The sequence below is a fragment of the Flavobacterium pectinovorum genome, assembly GCF_006438875.1.
Lineage (GTDB): Bacteria > Bacteroidota > Bacteroidia > Flavobacteriales > Flavobacteriaceae > Flavobacterium > Flavobacterium pectinovorum_A.
Map to the genome: position 1 here is coordinate 37,435 of NZ_RCZH01000013.1, position 20,372 is coordinate 57,806.

Here is a 20,372-nt window from a genome sequence, read left to right on the forward strand (position 1 = left end):
TTTTAAAAGTTATAATAAAATTAAAATTATCTAACAAAAATAAATTGAATTGTTATAATTTTCTATATTTGAAATACTTAAACAGCGCATCAAATGATTTTCTACAAACAAAACCTTACTAATATTCAATTATTAGACTTGTATAAAAAAATTCTAAAACCTCGTTTGATCGAAGAAAAAATGCTAATCCTGATTCGGCAGGGAAAAGTCTCAAAATGGTTTTCCGGAATTGGGCAGGAAGCAATCGCTGTGGGAGTTACCGCTGCTTTAGACGACACTGAATATGTGTTGCCAATGCATCGAAACTTAGGCGTTTTTACCACCAGAAACATTCCGTTGCATCGCTTATTTTCGCAATGGCAGGGAAAAGCAAACGGTTTTACAAAAGGAAGAGATCGCAGTTTTCATTTTGGAACCCAGGAATATAATATTATCGGAATGATTTCGCATTTAGGTCCGCAATTAGGGATCGCAGACGGAATTGCTCTTGCCGATAAACTTCAGAATAATAAAAAAGTTACAGCAGTTTTTACAGGAGAAGGAGCAACAAGTGAAGGTGATTTTCACGAGGCACTAAATATTGCTGCCGTTTGGAAATTGCCCGTACTATTTATCATCGAAAACAATGGTTACGGACTTTCGACTCCAACAAACGAACAATATTCCTGCGAAAACTTAGCCGATAAAGGTATTGGCTACGGAATCGACAGTTATATTATTGACGGAAACAACATCTTAGAAGTTTATCACAAAATAACTCAGTTAAAAGAGCAGATGCAGAAAGATCCGCATCCGGTTTTGCTGGAGTTTAAGACTTTTAGAATGCGCGGACATGAAGAGGCTAGTGGCACAAAATATGTTCCTGATGAATTATTAAGGAAATGGGGACCACAAGATCCTGTTGATAATTACAGAATGTTTTTATTAGAAGAAGGTATTCTAACCGAAGAACATGATGCAGTTTTATACGAAGAAATTAAACATGAAATAGAAGAAAATTGGGCTATTGCAAATGCAGAACCTGAAATCATTTCTACTTATAGTGGAGAATTAAACGATGTTTACAAACCTTTTCAATACGAAGAAGTTAGCCCGGAATCAGAATCTAAAAATATTCGTTTTATAGACGCTATCAGAAACAGTTTAGACCAATCGATGCAACGCCACCAAAACCTGATTATTATGGGGCAGGATATTGCTGAATATGGCGGGGCTTTTAAAATCACAGAAGGTTTTGTCGAAACATTTGGTAAAGATCGCGTACGGAATACTCCCATTTGCGAAAGCGCAATTGTATCTGCCGGAATGGGCTTATCAATTAACGGATATAAGGCAATTGTCGAAATGCAATTTGCCGATTTTGTCTCCACAGGTTTTAATCCAATTGTTAATTTACTGGCAAAATCTCATTATCGCTGGGGCGAAAAGGCTGATGTAGTAGTTCGAATGCCTTGCGGTGGCGGAACTCAGGCAGGACCGTTTCATTCGCAGACAAATGAAGCCTGGTTTACTAAAACTCCGGGTTTAAAAGTAGTTTATCCCGCATTTCCATATGATGCAAAAGGGCTGCTAAATACTTCAATAAACGATCCAAATCCTGTTTTGTTTTTCGAACATAAACAATTGTACAGAAGCGTTTATCAGGATGTTCCAACAGATTATTATACAATTCCGTTAGGAAAAGCCGCTTTATTAAAAGAAGGAAATTCAATAACTATTATTGCTTTTGGAGCTCCGGTACATTGGGCTTTAGAAACTTTGTCAAAATACCCCGAAATACAGGCTGATTTAATTGATTTAAGGACTTTGCAGCCTTTAGACACCGAAACTATTTTTGCATCCGTTAAGAAAACAGGAAAAGTAATTATTTATCAGGAAGACACTCTTTTTGGCGGAATTGCAAGCGATATTTCGGCGTTGATTATGGAAGAATGTTTTGAATATCTTGATGCGCCTGTAAAAAGAGTTGCAAGTTTAGATTCGCCAATTCCATTTACTAAAGCACTGGAAGATCAGTTTTTACCAAAAGATCGTTTTGAAGAAGTTTTATTGGATTTATTAAAAGATTAGGACCAAATAGTAAATAGTTTTGCATAAACAACATTTTTTTTATCTTTAAACAATTAAAAAATTAATTTATGAAAAAACTATTTGTTTCTTTTTTCGCAATCACTTTACTTTTTTCCTGTAATAAAAGTAGTAAGTCTAACGAAGATAAAGCCTTAGATAAAAAATTTGACACTTATAAAGATGGTTTTGTAACCGCTTTATGGAAAATTAGTCCGGAATGGGCTTCAAGTGTTGGCTATCACAAATTAGACAGTGTTTTGGTTGTTCCAGATGATAAACAAGATAAAATAGAACTTGATTTTGCAAATGCACAATTGGATTCTTTAAAAAAATTTGATATTGAGAATCTATCAGACAATAACAAAACCGATTTTCATCTGATAAAAAACCAACTTGAAAGTACTATTTTTGACATTAAGGAATTAAAATCAGGCGAATGGGATCCTTCCAGTTATAATGTTTGCGGTTCATTTGCCGAAATATTAAACGGTTCATACGATACTCCAGAGATTCGTTTACGTGCGTTTAGCGCAAAAATGAATAATATCCCTGCTTTTTATGAAGCTGCCAAAAAGAACATCAAAAATCCAACTGTTGAACATACTGAGCTTGCGATAGGTCAAAATCTAGGCGGATCATCTGTATTTGAAGGAGAATTGACTGACGCATTAGCAAAAAGTAAATTAAGTGATACGGAGAAAAAAGAAATGCTTGCAAAAGCAAAAGTTTCTGTAAAAGCAATTGCTGATTATGCAAATTGGCTTAAAAATCTTCCAAACAAAACACCTCGCTCTTTTAGATTAGGAGCAGCATTATATGCCAAAAAATTCAATTTTGACATTCAATCAGGCTATTCTGCCGATGAAATTTTTAAAATTGCCGTAGATCACAAAAAAGAACTACACGATAAAATGTTTGTTTTGGCTGATAAACTTTGGACAAAATACAAAGGAGACGCACCAAAACCTTCTGACAAACTGGATTTAATTCAGCAAGTAATTGATAAAATTTCCTTGCAGCATACAACGCCTGAGAAATTTCAATCGGAGATTGAGAAACAAATTCCGGAATTGGCAGCTTATGTAAAAGCCAAAGATTTATTGTATATAGATCCGTCAAAACCTCTTGTGGTACGCAAAGAACCGGCTTATATGGCTGGAGTTGCCGGCGCTTCGATTTCTTCTCCCGGTCCTTATGATAAAAATGCAAATACCTATTATAACGTAGGAAGCATGTCTGGCTGGACTCCGGAAAACGCAGAAAGTTATTTGCGTGAATACAACGATTATATTCTTCAAATCCTGAATATTCACGAAGCAATTCCGGGACATTATGCACAATTGGTTTACAGCAATCAATCGCCAAGTATTATAAAATCTATCCTGGGAAATGGTGCTATGGTTGAAGGCTGGGCTGTTTATGCAGAAAGAATGATGCTGGAAAGCGGTTACAAAAATTCGGATGAAATGTGGTTGATGTATTATAAATGGAATTTAAGAGCAACTTGCAATACCATTCTTGACATTAGCGTTCATACGAAAAATATGTCCAAAGAAGATGCTTTAAAGTTATTGACCAAAGAAGCTTTTCAACAACAAGCTGAAGCCGATGGAAAATGGAAACGCGTAACGCTATCTCAAGTGCAATTATGTTCGTACTTTACCGGATATACAGAAATCTACAACCTGAGAGAAGAACTAAAAAAACAACAAGGAACTAAATTTAACCTTAAAGAGTTTCATGAAAAATTCCTGAGCTACGGAAGTTCTCCAGTAAAATATATAAAAGAATTAATGTTGTCTAAAGAATAAATTCAAAGCCTATCAAGTGATAAACTGATAGGCTTTTTTTTTAGAAGCTAATCCCGCTATCCGTTTCAATCTTTTATGGCGAACCCCGCCACAAAAGGATTTCCACTTCTATCGGGGCTAGGAAATTCGTTTTCATAAGAATCTTTTCGTTTAGTTTGTCATTTCGATCCCGAGGCTTCGGGAGAGAAATCACACGCGTAACTCTACAAAGATTGGCGATTTTAGGAACGGAATTTCTTGTGTGATTTCTCCCTTCGGTCGAAATGACAAGATTGTATATTAAATTATTCGACAAACTTTTTTTGAACTTTTAAACAAAACAAGTTTGGACTTTTAAACAAAGTTATCAATTCATTTTATACTGAAATTTGCATTATCAATTCGTATCAAGATGACAAATTCAAATAAAAACAAAATAGTTTTAGTTACAGGCGGCTCCGGATTCGTGGGCATACATTGTATTTTACAATTGCTCGAACAAGGTTACACCGTAAAAACAACGCTTCGTTCTATGAACAGACAAGAAGAAGTGAAGGATATGTTGAGGGTAGGCGGAATTAATTCATTCGAAAATTTATCTTTTATAGAAACCAACCTTTCAAAAGATGACAATTGGAGCGAAGCCGTAAAAGATTGCGATTATGTTTTGCACGTTGCAACACCAATCTCTCTTGAAGTTCCAAAACATGAAAATGAGGTTATTTTACCCGCAGTCGAAGGAACGCTAAGGGTTTTGAAAGCAGCAAAAGAAGCGGGCATAAAAAGAGTGGTTTTAACTTCATCATTCGCAGCAGTTGGCTACAGCCATAATGATCCTAAAACCTTAATCACGGAAGAATCGTGGACAGACCCAAACGATAAAACACTTTCGGCCTACTTAAAATCAAAAACTTTGGCAGAAAAAGCTGCCTGGAATTATATTGCAAACGAAGGAAAAGGATTGGAGCTTTCTGTAATTAATCCAATGGGGATTTTCGGACCTTCTTTAGGACCTGATCTTTCGAGTGGTTTTGAAGTTTTAAAACAAATGCTTGACGGATCAATGAAAGCGATTCCTAAAATATCGTTCGGGATTGTAGATGTTCGTGATGTTGCCGATTTGCACTTGCGCGCTATGACAAACCCCGCCGCAAATGGAGAACGTTTTTTAGCCTTTACAGGAGAAATAATTTCATTACCTCAAATTGCGCAGTTTTTAAAAGATAATTTAGGTTCTAAAGCAAATAATGTTTCTACAATAATTTTACCCAATTGGGCAGTACGTATAATCGCTTTATTCAATGATAAAGCCAAAAATATTGTACCACAGCTGAATCGGGTAAAAAATGCGAGCAATCAGAAAGCAAAAACAATTTTAGACTGGAAACCGAGAACTAGTAAAGAAGCATTATTGGCTTCTGCCGAAAGTTTATTTCAATTTGGAGGAGTGAAAATTTAAATTTAAAAGATATGAAAGTAATTGTAACAGGTGCAACAGGAATGGTTGGCGAAGGTGTTTTATTGGAATGTTTAGAAAATAACACCGTAAAAAAAGTCTTAATGATTAACAGAAAACCTTCGCCTATAAAACATCCAAAATTGACTGAATTAATTGTGCCTAATTTCATGAATTTAGAAGCTTTTGACGCACAACTTACCGGTTATGATGCTTGTTTTTATTGCGCCGGAATAAGTTCTGTTGGTATGGACGAGGCAAAATATACGCAGATTACGTACGACACAACGATGAGTCTTGCGAGCAAACTGGCATCCTTGAACCCGAATATGGTTTTTAATTATGTTTCCGGAAGTCATACCGACAGTTCAGAAAAAGGCAGAGTTATGTGGGCAAGAGTAAAAGGCAAAACTGAAAATGCATTAGTAAAACTGCCTTTAAAAAAAGCGTATAATTTTAGACCCGGTTTTATGAAACCATTCAAAGAACAAAAAAATGTAAAGACTTTTTTTAAACCGTTGATTTTCTTATTTCCAATTTTACTTCCTTCCAAATCATTAACCTTAAAACAAGTAGGTCAAGCAATGATCAACAATGTCGTAAGAGGATATTCAAAAAATATACTTGAAATTGAGGATATAAAAATTGCGGCAAAATAATATTCAATGAAAAAATCCTTACGAATACTTAAAAAAATTATGGTCCCTTTTTTAATTGTTATTTTACTGCTTGCAACTATTACATTTTTCTACTTGCAACAACCTCAATTTGGCGAAAATCCATCAGGAAAACGATTAGCAGAAATCGAAAAATCAGTTCATTTTAAGAATGACAGATTTCAGAATATTGTCGAAAGACCAACATTATCAGAAGGATATACTATGTTGGGAGAAATGTATAACGTTGTTTTTAAAGATTATCCTAGAAGAGAACCTTCAGATTCATTGCCATCTGTAAAAACCAATTTAAAAAATATTCCAGCGGATTCTGATGCATTAGTCTGGTTTGGGCATTCGTCGGTTTTTATGCAGCTCGAAGGCAAAAAGATTCTGATTGATCCCGTTTTTAGCGGAAAAGCATCGCCATTGCCTTGGGGAGTTCGCGCCTATAAAGGAAGTGATATTTATTCCGTTGCGGATATGCCTGAAATTGATTATTTGTTCATTTCTCACGATCATTATGATCATTTAGATTACGAAACTATTGTCGGCTTAAAAGACAAGGTAAAACATGTAGTTTGCGGACTTGGAGTAGGGGCGCATTTTGAACGTTGGGGTTATAAACCGGAGCAAATTATAGAGAAAGACTGGAACGAAAAGATCGAACTGGACGATAACTTTACTATTTTTACAGAAACATCACATCATGAATCAGGTAGAGGTTTATTGCGTGGTAAAACCCTGTGGATGTCGTATTTAATTCAGACTTCGGACTTAAAAATTTATATTAGCGGAGACGGCGGTTATGATGACAGATTTAAAAAAATTGGAGAAAAATTCGGACCAATTGATTGGGCAATTTTAGAATGCGGGCAATACGATAAAGCGTGGCAATCTGTCCATAATTTACCCGAAGAAGTGGCTCAGGCGGCTGTAGATTTGGAAGCAAAAAACATGATTCCGGTGCATAATTCAAAATTTACTTTGGGGAAACATGCGTGGGATGAACCTTTAAAAAAAATCACACAATTGTCTGTAAATAAACAGTATCGATTAGTTACGCCAATGATTGGTGAGGAAGTGGATTTAAAGAACAAGCATCAGCAATTTAAGCGTTGGTGGGAGAATGTCAATTAATTTTATTGAGCATAATGAAAATTACAGAAATAAAATCGTGTTATATCGGACCTGAGACCTCGCCGGAACAATTCATTGCAGAGCATTTCTTTTTGTATCTCGCAAAAGGCACAGTTAATGGATATGACGGCAATAAAAATTATACCCTGAAATCAGGAGATTATTGCATTGTGCGTAAAAACTATCTCGCCAGATATAACAAAGAAAAAGAGAACGAAGAATTTGAAAAAGTGGTAATTATTCTGGACGAGCAGTTTCTAAAAAAGATCAAAGACAGACATCAAATTCCGATTTCTACTTCTAAACCAACAGAAGCTTTTATAACATTAGAAAAGAATGATTTAATTCCGAATTTTATTCAGTCTTTGTCACCTTATTACAACCAAACCGGAGCAATCGACGATACATTTTCAGACATCAAACGGGAAGAATTAGTTTTCATTTTACTAAAGTTAAAACCAGAACTTGCAACTATTTTCTTTGATTTTACTATTCCCGAAAAAATTAATCTGGAGAAATTCATGCTTCATAATTACAAATTCAATGTAAGTCTGGAACGTTTTGCTTATTTAACAGGCAGAAGTTTGTCGTCTTTTAAAAGAGATTTTGTAAAAATATTCAATACAACACCAAGCCATTGGCTGACTCAAAAGCGATTAGAAGAAGCTTATTTTCTGATTGAAAAGAAAGACAAAAAGCCATCTGATATTTATCTGGATCTGGGTTTTGAAGATTTGTCTCATTTTTCGTTTGCCTTTAAAAAATTATTTGGTTTTGCCCCGAAGAAATTGATGGAGCAGAGGCAGTAAATTGATATAATAGGGTATAATTAATTTTAAGTCCCAGCGGGACAATATATTTATAGAAAAAAATCACCTCAATTATAGAACCACATCGGGATGGAATGTTAAGTTTAAACTAATAATAACTATTTCGCTCCGCTGGAGCTCTATTTTAGATTCTAAACTAAATTGGCTATAAATATATTGCTCCGCTGGAGCTCTTTTCTGTCTGTTTATATCTTCACAACAAATCGTTTACCATCAGGAATTTCTGCGCTCCAGGCTTTCTCTATGTCAGCTAAATTTACAGTTTCAATATTCACTTTTAGTTTGTTTTGAGCGGCAAGAAGAAACATTTCCGGAAGGATTTCTGAAAACAATAATTTCACTTCGTCTTTTGTCCAACTTCCTAAACCAGAACCCGATAATTGAAGATTAACACTTCGTAGAATTCCGGATGATAATTGAATCGTATCACCCGCCATTCCGCCAATAGTAACGTATCGCACTTTATTGGTAAACGAGCCATTTCCTTTTATAGCGGTTAGAATTAATTCGGCAGGATGTCCCCATAAATAATCCAGAATAACATCTATAGGAGTTTTCGAATGAATCTCTTTAATTTGTGCCATAATCGTTTCGTCATCTTGTTTAAGCGAAATAATTTCGTCAGCACCTAATTCGAAAAGGCTTTGAAGTGTTTTTTCGTTTCTTCCCGTAACAATTATTTTCTTTGCGCCGTAATGTTTCGCAATCTGAATCGCCATTTGTCCCGTAAAACCAGTTGCGCCATTTATTAAAACCGTTTCTCCGGCTTTTATTTCGGCTCTAAAACGCAAAGCCATTGCTGAACCTGCAACTGCATTGGGTAAAGAAGCTGCAACGGCATCGCTAATTCCGTCCGGTAATGGTACCAAAATATTTCTGTCAATAATCGCTTTTTCGGCAATTGTTCCGCTAAATCCACGGGCATAAACTCTGGTTCCGTCTTCTAATAAACCTACGCCATCGCTGCCAACTACAAAACCATTTTGATTGTCATTTTCAGAAGAATAATGCTGACCACTCGCTTTTCCCTTATCTAAGTTTGTAATCGCTACGGCTTTGACCGAAAGTAAAATTTGGTGTTCGTTTTGCACAAATGGTTCTGCAAAATCGGCATATTTTGGCATTTCGCCTTTTTTATAAACTACTGCTGCTTTCATAATTATTAAATTTTATGATGCAAAGTTCGATAGACGTTTATAGACAAACGATAACATTTGTTATCAAATATTTTTTACCATATAAGTTATATAATTTTATTTAAGCTTGACTTATATTTACTCATATAATTTTATATGGTAAAATCATTTTATCTGGTGAAATCGGGCTATTTCTTTTGTAATAATTTGCTTTTTATTCGGCTTAAATGAACGGTGCTTATGCCAAGATAAGAGGCAATATAATGTTGCGGAACTCGTTGCGTAATTTGAGGTCTTTCTTCAATTAAGTTAAGATAACGCTGAGTAGGAAAGTCCTTTATAAAAGAAACAAAATGCTTCATGTAATCAAATGTACGCTCAAAAAGCATATTGATAAAACGATCTCTCAATTCTGGAATTTCTTTTATTTCTTCCAGAATTTTATCCAAATCATTTTTAGAAATCCACCAAACAACAGACGGTTCAATGGTTTCAATAACAACCGGACTTGGCAATTTTTTCATGAAACTTTCGATAGAAGCAACGCTTTGATTTTCGAAAAAAAACTGTGTAGTAAGATCTTTTCCGTTATTATTAAACCAAACTCTAATAATGCCTTTTTCAATTATAAAAAGTCTTTTTGAAACTTCTCCTTCTTCTAAAAGAATTGTTTTTGCAGGGATTTCTAGCCGTTTGAAACAGTTGGTGTATTCCATCCATTTTTCATCGGTTAATGGGAATTTATTTCGGAATTGGTTGAACATTGATTATTTTATTAGAAATTTTAATCAATTGAAAACCCGGTTTTAATTGATAATACATGAAAAATTATTTGATCGGCAAATTCTAAATCTTCATCATTTATAGTTAGCAAAAATTTAGTTGAAAAATTTATGATTTTTTGTTTTACCTGAGCTATTTTTCTTCCCTCAAAAAAGTAATTAAAATTATTATTTATAGTGATGAAATATGCCGATTTAGTAAACAAACGCTTGTCATTACTGAAAATTATAGCTTCTTTACTTATTCTAGATATAAGTTTAGTCATAAATTTGTTTTGATGTAAAATTTCATAAAAAAAAGCATCATCTTTCAATTCTAAAACTAATACATCATAAGGATTATATATCTTTATAATTCTGTTGAACCAATTGGATTTTATTGTTGAATAAAACAAAAGTACACCATCGTTATAAGCAACTAAACATTGGTTTTGCTTTTCGATTATTTCTATTTCCATTAAAAAAAACTAATTCGAATTCGATTCCAATTCAAACAATTGCACTTGGCTTTTCAATCTATCAATCAATAGATTCATCATTCTTTTGTTTAGACTTGATGAGTTCTGAATATAAGTATCGTATTCTTCAATTGTAAAAAGCGCCATTACAATTCCTTTAAGGGAATTTCGGAACTTAATATCTTTCTGAATGGAGTTTTCGATAGTTTGAAGTTTCTTTTCGACGGTATAAGAATAAAAATCCGCTTTGTTTTTCTTTACATAATTAATAAAAACGGCGATAAACAAATCATTCTGAAGTTTTAGAATAGGTCTAATCGTCTGATTTTGAAACAGCTCATCTGGAGAAGATTGATCACTAACAGTTCCTAAAGTCTCTCCTCTGAATTCTCTTAAAAAAGTGTCTCTATCTTCCATGTTTTTTCTTTAAATTTAGAAAAAATTCCAATACAAAAACTTTTATTTAAACTAAAATTATGCGATTTCATACCAGAAAATGGGTTAAACCTGAAGACCTAAATCCAAACGGAACTTTATTTGGCGGAAAATTGCTATCCTGGATTGACGAAGAACTGGCATTATACACCATTATTCAGTTAGAAAACACCAGAGTAGTAACCAAATATATGTCCGAAATTAATTTTAAGAGCTCGGCCAGACAAGGTGATATCGTAGAAATTGGAATTGATGTGGTAAAATTCGGAAATACTTCTTTGGTTTTAACCTGTGCCGTTCGAAATATGATGACTCGCGAAATCATTATCACAATCGACCAGACTACAATGGTGAATCTGGACGAAAACGGTAAACCCAAAGCCCACGGAAAAACCCAAATCGAATTCGTAAAAGATCGTTTATAAATTTTCTCATCATATAATTTTCCACCATATAAGTTATATAAGAAATTATAAGTTTAGCTTAAATGAACTTCTATGACTTATATGGTTAAATCCTTTCCCAAATGTCTAAAAATTTTATACTGGCTTCTATTTTGTTTGTTTTACTGATTTCCTGCAATTCGAAAGAAGATAAAAGTAAATATAATCAAGTTGTGTACCGTGCTGTAAACAATAAGGATACGGCAATTTTGGCTATAAATATAAACGACAAACGATTCTACGGACGTTATGAAATAGTATACCACAAAATAGGGAAAGATTCCGGAGATGTAAGAGGAGATATTAAAGGCGATACCTTAAGAGGAGATTTCCATTTTATTTCTAATGGAGGAAGCTGGAAAAGGATTCCGCTGGCATTCCTAAAAAAAGAAGATAAACTTTATCTTGGAAGTGGTGTAATTGGAACTTATTTTAATCTCCCGCTTTTTATGCCGGATCAGCCAATTAAATATGATAAATCAGAATTTGTCTTTGAAGAGGTGAAGAAATAGTTTTCAGTCTCAGTCTCAGTATTCAGCTAAACTGCGACTGAATACTGAGACTGAATACTGAGACTGAAAACTGAGACTGAAAACTGAATACTGAGACTGAAAACTAATCCAGACGTCCTATTGTCGATGGTAGTTCAAATATTTCAAGATCAAAATATTCTACAGAAGCCATGATGTGATCAAAAATGTCGGCTTGAATATATTCGTAATTTGCCCAGCGTTTGTCGCTTGAGAAAGCATAAATTTCTAACGGAACTCCGTGTGCAGTCGATTGTAACTGACGACACATCATGTGCATGTCTTTATTCAAACCAGGATGTGTAATTAGATATTGTATAATATATTTTCTAAACAATCCCAGATTAGTCATATTTCGACCGTTCAGTGCCAAGGTTTTATCTACGCCACGGATATCATTATATTTTTCGATTTCAGACTGTCTGGTTTCGATGTAAGAATTCAGAAGCTGTACTTTTTTCATCTGATCTAAATCTTCGTCAGTTAGAAAACGAATGCTGCTGCTTTTTATCAGAACGTGTCTTTTAATACGTCTTCCGGCAGATTTTTGCATTCCGCGCCAGTTCTGGAACGAGTCAGAACTTAAAGCATATGTTGGAATCGTGGTAATCGTATTGTCAAAATTTCGAACTTTTACCGTTGTCAGGTTAATTTCGATTACATCACCATCGGCACCAAATTTATCCATTGTAATCCAGTCACCAATACGAACCATGTCGTTTATGGCAACCTGAACACTCGAAACAAATCCTAGTATAGTATCTCTGAAAATCAAGATAATAATCGCCGAAAGCGTTCCTAAAATCGTCAGTAACTCGCCTTGTTTGATTCCGAATAACTTTGAAATAATGATGGCAACACCAAAAATCCAAAGCACAATCATAATAACCTGAACGAAACTATCGATTGGTTTGTCGCTGTATTCCGGTTTTTGTTTTAAGTAATCTCGTAAAGCGTTAAAAATTGTTCTAACAATCCATAACGTTATCAATACAATATAGACACCAACTATTTTTCCAAAAACACTTTCCCAATATTCATATTTGTCCAAAATAATTGGAACCGCTTTATAAATAAAGAAAAACGGAATTAAATAAGCGGTGTATTTTGTGGTTTTATTATGAATTAAATAATCATCAAATTTTGTTTTGGTCTTTTGTGCAAAAATGGCGGTTAAGGTTACCAAAACAAATTTTGCAACATAATAAATGGCAAAAGCCAAAGCCACCATAATGGCAATATTAAAGACGAGGCTGATGTAAGACGCAAAATTGCGGCTCATTCCCCAACCTCTAAAAAGAGGGTATAAAAAGTTAAATATTTTATCCAAAAGATTAGGCATTATTTTCTAAATATTTTTTCTCGATATAAAAAGTTCCAAATGGAATAAGAGAAGCTATTTGAATAATTCCGAAGGTTTTTAAATCCCAATTTTGAGGTTTTCTAAGTAAAAATGCCAACACTACATATCCTATAAATAAAACACCATGCGTCATTCCAAGCGGGCGTAATAAGGTATGATAAAGTTCCGGATTATTGGTTTTAATGAAAAGCATATTGGTAAATAACACTAAATAAGAGATTCCCTCTAAAATTGCAGTAACTTTGAAAATCTTGAGCATGTATATATTTTTTGAGTTTATTCAGGCAAAATTAAGTATTATCGTTGGTTTTTGCGACATGAATCAAGAAAGTAATTTACTTTTGTATTCTTAAACTTTGATAATGAGTAAGCGCGATTTAAAAAAATATTTGAATGAATTGAGTAAAGAACAACTCGAAGAACAAATAATCGAGTTGTACGAAAAATTTAGTCCCGTAAAAGTCTATTATGATTTTGTCTTCAACCCAAAAGAAGATAAATTGCTTCAGGAATGCAAAGTCAAAATCTCACACGAATATTTCCCAATCAAAAAGCCCAATGCAAAATGGCGTCCAAAAGCCAAGATGCGTCGTTCTGTTGCACAGAAATACATCAAGCATTTTATTTTATTAGGTGTTGATCCTTTTGTAATTGCCGATATTATGCTTTACAACATCGAAATTGCACAAACCTATTCGTCACAAAATCACATAAAGCAGGAATTGTTCTACAAAAGCATGTTTAACTCCTTTGAACAAGCTGTGAATTTTTCTATTTCAAACGGAATTTTATCTGATTTTAAAGAACGAATTATTGCAATCGAAAAGCAGACTCTTCAACAAAAATGGAAAAATAAATACGATTTTGAAGCAATTTTAGACAAAATCGATTTATAAAAACACTTCTCATAAAAAATCTTATTTAAAAAAAACATTTATTTTAGGTTAAAATAAGATGAATAACTGTTTTTTCGGTGTATTTTTGCAAAAATCCAAAAATAAACAATGTCTCAAAACACTTTAGAAATAGAAAGAGAAGAGAAAAAAGAACTTTATGCATACCAAAAAGGCGATATCGACGCCATTTTTGAACGTTTAGACAATGCTCCTTCGAAACATCATTTATTATATCAATTGCCTACAGGTGGCGGAAAAACAGTGATTTTTTCCGAAATCGTGCGCCGTTATTTAGCTAATAATGACAAAAAAGTGGTGGTATTAACGCACCGTATCGAGCTTTGTAAACAAACCTCAAAAATGTTAAAAGGGTTTGGCGTTTCTAATAAAATTATCAATAGTAAAGTAAAAGAATTACCTGACCAAAACGATTTTTCTTGTTTTGTTGCGATGGTTGAGACTTTAAAAAACCGTATCAATGATGAGAAATTGCATCTTGACAACATCGGTTTGGTTATTATTGATGAGGCACATTACAATTCATTCAGAAAATTATTAAACTCATTCAAAAATGCTTTTATTCTTGGAGTAACAGCAACACCGTTGAGTTCGAATATAAAATTACCAATGCACCAGAGTTATGATGAACTTATCGTGGGCGATACCATTAGTTCATTGATAGACAAAGGTTTCCTTGCAAAAGCGACCACTTATAGCTATGATGTAGGATTAACATCGCTAAAAGTTGGTATCAACGGAGATTATACCGTAAAATCATCAGATGATTTATACACGAATACCATCATGCAGGAAAAACTTTTGCATGCTTATACAGAACGCTCGTTAGGCAAGAAAACCTTGATTTTCAACAACGGTATTCATACTTCATTATATGTATATGAAACGTTTAGAGAAGCCGGTTACGACATCAGACACCTTGATAATACAAGCAGTTCAGAAGAGCGTAAAGATATTTTGGCTTGGTTCAAAAAGACTCCGGATGCAATTTTAACTTCTGTAGGAATTTTAACCACAGGTTTTGATGAACCAACAGTTGAAACAATTATCTTAAACAGAGCGACAAAATCACTAACTTTATACTACCAAATGATTGGTCGTGGATCTCGTAAATTACCTGGTAAAGACGAGTTTACGGTTATTGATTTAGGTAATAATGCAGCACGTTTTGGTTTATGGAGCGAGCCGGTAAACTGGCAGCATATCTTTAAATCACCTGAATTTTATTTGGAAAATCTACGTGATGATACCGAAATTGAGTTGTATTTCAAATACAGTATGCCACCGGAATTACGTGCAAAATTCAGTAAAACTGCCGATGTAACTTTTGATGTTGATGAAGAACACAAACTAATCATCAAACAAAATTTACGTTCTAAAGTTGTATTAGACAAATCATTAGAGCAACACGCCGCAATGTGTGTTGACAATACAGAAACATTACAAGAAGCAAAATCATTAGGAAAAGAGCTTGATGACGATATCGAATGCCGTATCAAACGTTATGCAAAATGTTTGAGTCAATGTAGTAAAAACTACCGCGAATGGCTGGTTGACGATTATAAACTAAAAATGGTTTTATTAATTGGTAAAAAATACCGTGAAAAAATCATGAACGAACCGGACGAATAGAAATTTTATTCTGAAGTTTTTTTGTTTCAGGTTTCAGCGTAATCTTTGTCAAAGTTTTAAACTTTGACAAAGATGTCTAAGATTATCAAACAAAGCATTGGAATTTGGTCCCGAGGCTTCGGGATAAAATATTGGGATTTTTAGAAGCTATTTCCTGCTGTCCGCTGTATCTTTTCCTTGCTAAAGAAGCAAGAAAAAGGATGCCGCTTCCATCAGGGCTAGGGCTTTAGGTTTCATAAGAAGTACTGGTAAAAATTACGCACAAAATTGCAAAAAAAAGAACCAAAAGTTCTAAAAAAAATCATTTTAATCTGAGTAATCTGTGGCAGAATCTAAAATCTAAAATCAGAACTCTAAAATACAAAGCATGTCTAAACAATTCTCGTCATTAGGGATTTCAGCACCAATTTTAAAAGCGTTAAGCGAATTGAATATCGTTGAACCAACAGAAATTCAGCAAAAAACAATTCCGCTACTTTTATCTGAAAGTCATGATGTTGTAGGTTTAGCCAAAACCGGAACCGGTAAAACAGCCGCTTTCGGATTGCCATTATTACAATTAATCAATACAGAATCTTCTGTTGTTCAAGCCATTGTTTTGGTTCCAACCAGAGAACTTGGACAGCAGATCTTCAAAAATTTAGAGAGTTTTGGAAAATATATTCCAAATATCTCTATAGCTTCAACTTGTGGTGGAATCCCCATAAAGCCACAAATTGAACGCCTTACAGCACCAACACATATTGTTGTAGCCACGCCGGGACGTTTAATCGATTTGATTCAGCGCAAAGCAATTGACTTAAAACAAGCCGAATATTTAGTGTTGGACGAAGCCGATGAAATGGTTTCAATCCTAAAAGAAAGTTTAGACGAAATCGTAGCCGAACTTCCTAAAAAACACCGCACTTTATTGTTCTCCGCAACTTTACCGGGAACAATCAAACAATTGATTCAGAATTACTTAGATAAAAACGTAGTTCAGGTAAGTGCCAACATGGAAACTGTTGGTAACCAAGGAATTGATCATGAATATATTGTTGTTGATCCAATCGAAAAACTGGATGTTTTAATGCATTTTCTAAATTCTAAGGATGGCGAACGTGGAATTATTTTCTGTAAAACCAAAGCTGCAGTCAATAAATTGGCTAAAAATCTGGCTATAAACCGATTTTCTTCGGGAGCGCTTCATGGAAGTTTATCACAAGGAATTCGTGACAGAATCATGGAGCAATTTCGTGAAGGGCATATCAATATCTTAGTTGCAACAGATTTAGCAGCAAGAGGAATCGACGTAAAAGAAATCTCTTATGTTGTAAATTATCATTTGCCGGATACTTATGAAGCATATGTTCATCGTAGCGGAAGAACTGCAAGAGCCGGAGCAAAAGGACTTTCTTTAACCGTTTTGCAAGAGGAAGAAGTAGCTGAAATTCCGGAATTTGAAAAAGAACTGGGAATTAAATTTACTAAATTCCAAAAACCATCAGCTCTAAGTTTAGAAGAGAATAATACGCTTTTATGGGCGAAACAAATCTTTAAAACGAAACCAAATCACGATATTTCAGCCGATTTAAAAACTAAGGTAAAAACTGTTTTTCATCATCTTACAAAAGACGAATTAATAGAAAAATTACTAGCCAATTACGTTTTACAAAACAAAATCGATGTAGTTGAGAAACCTGTTAAAAAATTTAAAAAGTAAGTTATATTGACTTTGTAACTGTTAAATTATGTTGTACTTTTAAGGTAATTTAAAAAATAAATTAATCTTATTCGTAAAACAACATATATGAAGATAGTCATTATAGGAGGCGGTTTTGCAGGAATAAATCTCGCAAAAGAGCTTGTAAACCATCCTCAAATACAAGTAACACTTGTAGATAAGAACAATTATAACTTTTTTCCACCACTAATATATCAGGTTGCAACGGCTTTTTTAGAGCCATCAAGCATTAGTTATCCTTTTAGAAAATTCTTTGCGGGTAAAAAGAACCTGCAATTTCGTTTAGGTGAATTACTTTCTGTAGTTCCTGCCGAGAATAAAATAATTCTGAATAACGGCGAATTAACGTATGATTATCTGGTTTTTGCAACAGGTGCCGAAACGAGTTATTTTGGTATGGAAAACGTAATGAAAAATGCGATTCCGATGAAAACCTTAAATGATGCCATCGAAATGCGTAATGCATTGCTTAAAAACCTTGAAAAAGCCGCTATTACAAAAGATATTCGTAAACGTCGCAAATTATTGACGATTGTCGTTGCCGGAGGCGGACCAACAGGAGTGGAGGTTTCAGGAATGTTTGCCGAAATGCGTAAAAATATCCTTCTCAAAGAATATCCGGAACTGGAAACATCTGCCAGTAATGTTTATTTGGTCGATGGGGGAGATGCCTTACTTGCACCAATGAGTAAAGAATCACAAAAAGATACCCTTGAAGCGCTTACACAATTGGGAGTTGTAGTAAAACTCCATACTCGTGTTACAGATTATGTTGATGACACGGTATTTTTTGAAAACGGAGAAACCATCCAAACCAAAAACTTAATTTGGGCTGCCGGAGTTTCAGCAAAACTTTTTGAAGGAATTCCAAAAGAAAGTTACGGACGTGGAAAACGTATGGCAACAGATCAATACAATAAAGTAAATGGTTTAGAAAATGTTTACGCCATTGGTGATACAGCAATTTTAGCTGGTGATAAAAATTTTCCCGACGGACATCCACAAGTTGCGCAAGTTGCAATTCAGCAAGGATTAAATCTAGCCAAAAACTTCAAAGCAATGGCTCAAAGCAAACCACTTAAACCTTTTACTTACAATGACAAAGGTTCGATGGCAATTATCGGAAAAAATAAAGCTGTAGTTGATTTACCAAATCCAAAATGGCATTTCAAAGGATTTTTTGCCTGGGTTATTTGGTTGTTTATCCATTTGATTTCTTTAATTACATACAGAAACAGATTAAATACTTTTTGGAACTGGATGGTTGCATATTTCGCCAGAGATCAATCTCTGAGAATGATTATCAGGCCTGATAAGAGTAAAGGGATAAATTAAAGGAAATTCCAATTGTAAGGAGAATTAAATTTCAGGGAAAGTTTTAGACTAAAAATATTGCCTATAAACACATGATTCTGTCATTTCGAGGAACGAGAAATCGCACTCGTAACTCGACAAAGATTGGCGATTTTGATTGCGTAGTTTCTAGTGCGATTTCTCGTTCCTCGAAATGACAAATAAAAAACAAGATAAAGCCTGAATCTTAATAGATTCAGGCTTTCTTATTTTTCATTAAAAAAAATATTCTTATGGAAATTATTCTAGCCCTGATAGAAGTGGAAATCCTTTTGTGCCGGGGTTCGGCACAAAAGATTGAAACGGATAGCAGGATTAGCTTCTAAAAAAACATCTTAGTTTTATCAATAAAATTGGAATTTCCTTTTTAATGCCCAACCATAACATCATCGCTTTCCGATAAAGTTACTTTCTCTTTTATAAAACGCTTTCCAATATTTAAAATTATAAATGCAATAATAGTTGTTGTGGTCATAATTGCAACCATTGGAGTTACAGAATTTTTAACGAAAATTCCAACAGCAAAAGACGCTAATGCACCTAATCCTAGTTGAATTGCGCCCATTAAAGCAGAAGCACTTCCGGTATTTTTGGCAAATGGAGCCAAGGTAAGTCCCGCAGTATTAGGATTAGAGATTCCTAAACAAGCTAAGAATAAGAATAAGAATAACATTCCGATTGTTTCATATAATCCTAAAAGGTTATTTAAAGCTAATATTAGGAAAATTATACTAATCACAGATTGCGAAATTAAAGCTCCAAAAATCATTTGCTCACTGGAATATTTCTTCAATAAAGCCGAATTTAACTGGCTTGAACCAATAAAACTAACTGACATAAAAGCAAAAATCCAACCGTACGTTTTGGCATCTACATGATAAATATCCATAAAAACTATAGGAGAGGCGGCAACGTATGAAAATAAGCCCGAAAAAGCAATAGAACCTGTAAAAGCATAGGTATAAAACTGAGGTTCTTTAATTACTTTTAGGAAATTGGTAATGATTGGTTTTGGTTTTAAAGAGATTGATGTATCAGGTTTATAGGTATTTGGCAAACCAATTTGTGACGCAATGAGAATAACGATTCCCATGCACATCAAAATAAAAAACACGGTATGCCAGCCATAATCTTCGGTAACATAACCACCAATTGTTGGCGCTAACATTGGCGAAAGCCCAACTACAAGCATCAATAACGAAAATACTTTTGGAATATCCTTTACAGGAAATAAATCACGGACCATTGCTACAGAAGCAACTGTAGCAGCACAGCTTCCAATTGCTTGTATGAAACGCAAAAGTATAAATGAATCAATATTTGTTACATAAATACAACCCAAAGATGCCAGAATATAAATCATTAATCCAATGAATAAAGGCTTTTTGCGTCCAAAACGATCTAATAAAGGTCCATAAAGCAGTTGTCCTGCCGAAATTCCGATAAAATAACTCGATAAACTCATCGAAACTTTGGCAACCGTTGTATGCAAATCGTTAGCAATACCTGAGAAACCAGGTAAATACATGTCAATTGAAAAAGGGCCAAGTGCAGTTAAAGAACCTAAAATAAGTATTAGTTGAATGTGTTTTTTTGTTGTCATTTTCTTAAAAAAAGGCTTTTAATTTTTTGCAAAGGTAAAGATTTCATACCTTGTAGTA

19 protein-coding genes are annotated in these 20,372 nt (G+C 34.1%); 12 read left to right on the forward strand and 7 right to left on the reverse strand.

What is annotated here, in order from left to right:
• Positions 1-93: 93 nt before the first annotated feature.
• The 6 genes from EAH81_RS18490 to EAH81_RS18515 all read left to right on the forward strand — a co-directional run bounded on the left by EAH81_RS18490 (position 94) and on the right by EAH81_RS18515 (position 7,921).
• Positions 94-2,070, forward strand: a complete 1,977-nt coding sequence (locus EAH81_RS18490) for a thiamine pyrophosphate-dependent enzyme (RefSeq protein ID WP_140509897.1) — start codon at positions 94-96, stop codon at positions 2,068-2,070.
• Between the two features lie 68 nt (positions 2,071-2,138).
• Positions 2,139-3,881 carry a DUF885 domain-containing protein gene (locus EAH81_RS18495; RefSeq protein ID WP_140509899.1) on the forward strand — a complete coding sequence of 581 codons (1,743 nt, stop codon included), beginning with the start codon at positions 2,139-2,141 and terminating at the stop codon, positions 3,879-3,881.
• Positions 3,882-4,272: 391 nt separating this feature from the next.
• Positions 4,273-5,319 (forward strand): SDR family oxidoreductase, encoded by a 1,047-nt coding sequence (locus tag EAH81_RS18500; RefSeq protein WP_140509902.1) that lies wholly within the window; start codon positions 4,273-4,275, stop codon positions 5,317-5,319.
• A gap of 11 nt (positions 5,320-5,330) precedes the next feature.
• A complete protein-coding gene (locus tag EAH81_RS18505) occupies positions 5,331-5,975 on the forward strand; it encodes an NAD-dependent epimerase/dehydratase family protein (RefSeq protein ID WP_140509904.1) in 645 nt (214 codons plus the stop codon).
• Between the two features lie 6 nt (positions 5,976-5,981).
• On the forward strand, positions 5,982-7,112 hold the full coding sequence (locus EAH81_RS18510; protein ID WP_241676594.1) for an MBL fold metallo-hydrolase: 1,131 nt from the start codon (positions 5,982-5,984) through the stop codon (positions 7,110-7,112).
• Positions 7,113-7,126: 14 nt separating this feature from the next.
• On the forward strand, positions 7,127-7,921 hold the full coding sequence (locus EAH81_RS18515) for a helix-turn-helix domain-containing protein (RefSeq protein WP_140509907.1): 795 nt from the start codon (positions 7,127-7,129) through the stop codon (positions 7,919-7,921).
• A gap of 206 nt (positions 7,922-8,127) precedes the next feature.
• On the opposite strand, the gene EAH81_RS18520 is transcribed toward EAH81_RS18515, so the two are convergent.
• The 4 genes from EAH81_RS18520 to EAH81_RS18535 form a co-directional block, all read right to left on the reverse strand.
• Positions 8,128-9,099, reverse strand: coding sequence for a zinc-binding alcohol dehydrogenase family protein (locus EAH81_RS18520; protein ID WP_140509909.1), 972 nt, complete (start codon positions 9,097-9,099; stop codon positions 8,128-8,130).
• Between the two features lie 167 nt (positions 9,100-9,266).
• Entirely contained in the window at positions 9,267-9,842 is a 576-nt protein-coding gene (locus EAH81_RS18525; RefSeq protein ID WP_140509911.1) for a Crp/Fnr family transcriptional regulator, read from the reverse strand.
• Positions 9,843-9,862: 20 nt separating this feature from the next.
• Positions 9,863-10,318 carry a hypothetical protein gene (locus EAH81_RS18530; protein ID WP_140509913.1) on the reverse strand — a complete coding sequence of 152 codons (456 nt, stop codon included), beginning with the start codon at positions 10,316-10,318 and terminating at the stop codon, positions 9,863-9,865.
• A gap of 9 nt (positions 10,319-10,327) precedes the next feature.
• Complete coding sequence (locus tag EAH81_RS18535) at positions 10,328-10,735, reverse strand: glyoxalase (RefSeq protein WP_140509915.1); 408 nt, start codon at positions 10,733-10,735, stop codon at positions 10,328-10,330.
• Positions 10,736-10,794: 59 nt separating this feature from the next.
• Here EAH81_RS18535 and EAH81_RS18540 point away from each other — a divergent pair, with 59 nt between their 5' ends.
• Together EAH81_RS18540 and EAH81_RS18545 are read left to right on the forward strand one after the other, a co-directional pair.
• Positions 10,795-11,178 carry an acyl-CoA thioesterase gene (locus tag EAH81_RS18540; RefSeq protein WP_140509917.1) on the forward strand — a complete coding sequence of 128 codons (384 nt, stop codon included), beginning with the start codon at positions 10,795-10,797 and terminating at the stop codon, positions 11,176-11,178.
• A gap of 101 nt (positions 11,179-11,279) precedes the next feature.
• Positions 11,280-11,708: a hypothetical protein gene (locus EAH81_RS18545; protein WP_140509920.1), complete on the forward strand. Its 429-nt coding sequence runs from the start codon at positions 11,280-11,282 to the stop codon at positions 11,706-11,708.
• A 103-nt stretch (positions 11,709-11,811) separates the two neighbouring features.
• Here EAH81_RS18545 and EAH81_RS18550 read toward each other — a convergent pair whose 3' ends face one another.
• Positions 11,812-13,068 (reverse strand): mechanosensitive ion channel family protein, encoded by a 1,257-nt coding sequence (locus tag EAH81_RS18550; RefSeq protein ID WP_140509922.1) that lies wholly within the window; start codon positions 13,066-13,068, stop codon positions 11,812-11,814.
• A complete protein-coding gene (locus EAH81_RS18555; protein WP_140509924.1) occupies positions 13,061-13,348 on the reverse strand; it encodes a DUF3817 domain-containing protein in 288 nt (95 codons plus the stop codon). Before EAH81_RS18555 ends, EAH81_RS18550 begins: the two co-directional genes overlap by 8 nt.
• Positions 13,349-13,451: 103 nt before the next feature.
• Here EAH81_RS18555 and EAH81_RS18560 point away from each other — a divergent pair, with 103 nt between their 5' ends.
• The 4 genes from EAH81_RS18560 (at position 13,452) to EAH81_RS18575 (ending at position 18,693) form a co-directional block, all read left to right on the forward strand.
• Positions 13,452-13,985 (forward strand): DUF6155 family protein, encoded by a 534-nt coding sequence (locus EAH81_RS18560; protein WP_140509927.1) that lies wholly within the window; start codon positions 13,452-13,454, stop codon positions 13,983-13,985.
• A gap of 108 nt (positions 13,986-14,093) precedes the next feature.
• Entirely contained in the window at positions 14,094-15,635 is a 1,542-nt protein-coding gene (locus EAH81_RS18565; RefSeq protein WP_140509929.1) for a DEAD/DEAH box helicase, read from the forward strand.
• A gap of 367 nt (positions 15,636-16,002) precedes the next feature.
• Positions 16,003-17,337: a DEAD/DEAH box helicase gene (locus tag EAH81_RS18570; RefSeq protein WP_140509932.1), complete on the forward strand. Its 1,335-nt coding sequence runs from the start codon at positions 16,003-16,005 to the stop codon at positions 17,335-17,337.
• Positions 17,338-17,424: 87 nt separating this feature from the next.
• A complete protein-coding gene (locus EAH81_RS18575) occupies positions 17,425-18,693 on the forward strand; it encodes an NAD(P)/FAD-dependent oxidoreductase (protein ID WP_140509935.1) in 1,269 nt (422 codons plus the stop codon).
• 385 nt (positions 18,694-19,078) lie between these two features.
• Here EAH81_RS18575 and EAH81_RS18580 read toward each other — a convergent pair whose 3' ends face one another.
• Complete coding sequence (locus EAH81_RS18580) at positions 19,079-20,314, reverse strand: multidrug effflux MFS transporter (protein ID WP_140509937.1); 1,236 nt, start codon at positions 20,312-20,314, stop codon at positions 19,079-19,081.
• Positions 20,315-20,372: the final 58 nt, after the last annotated feature.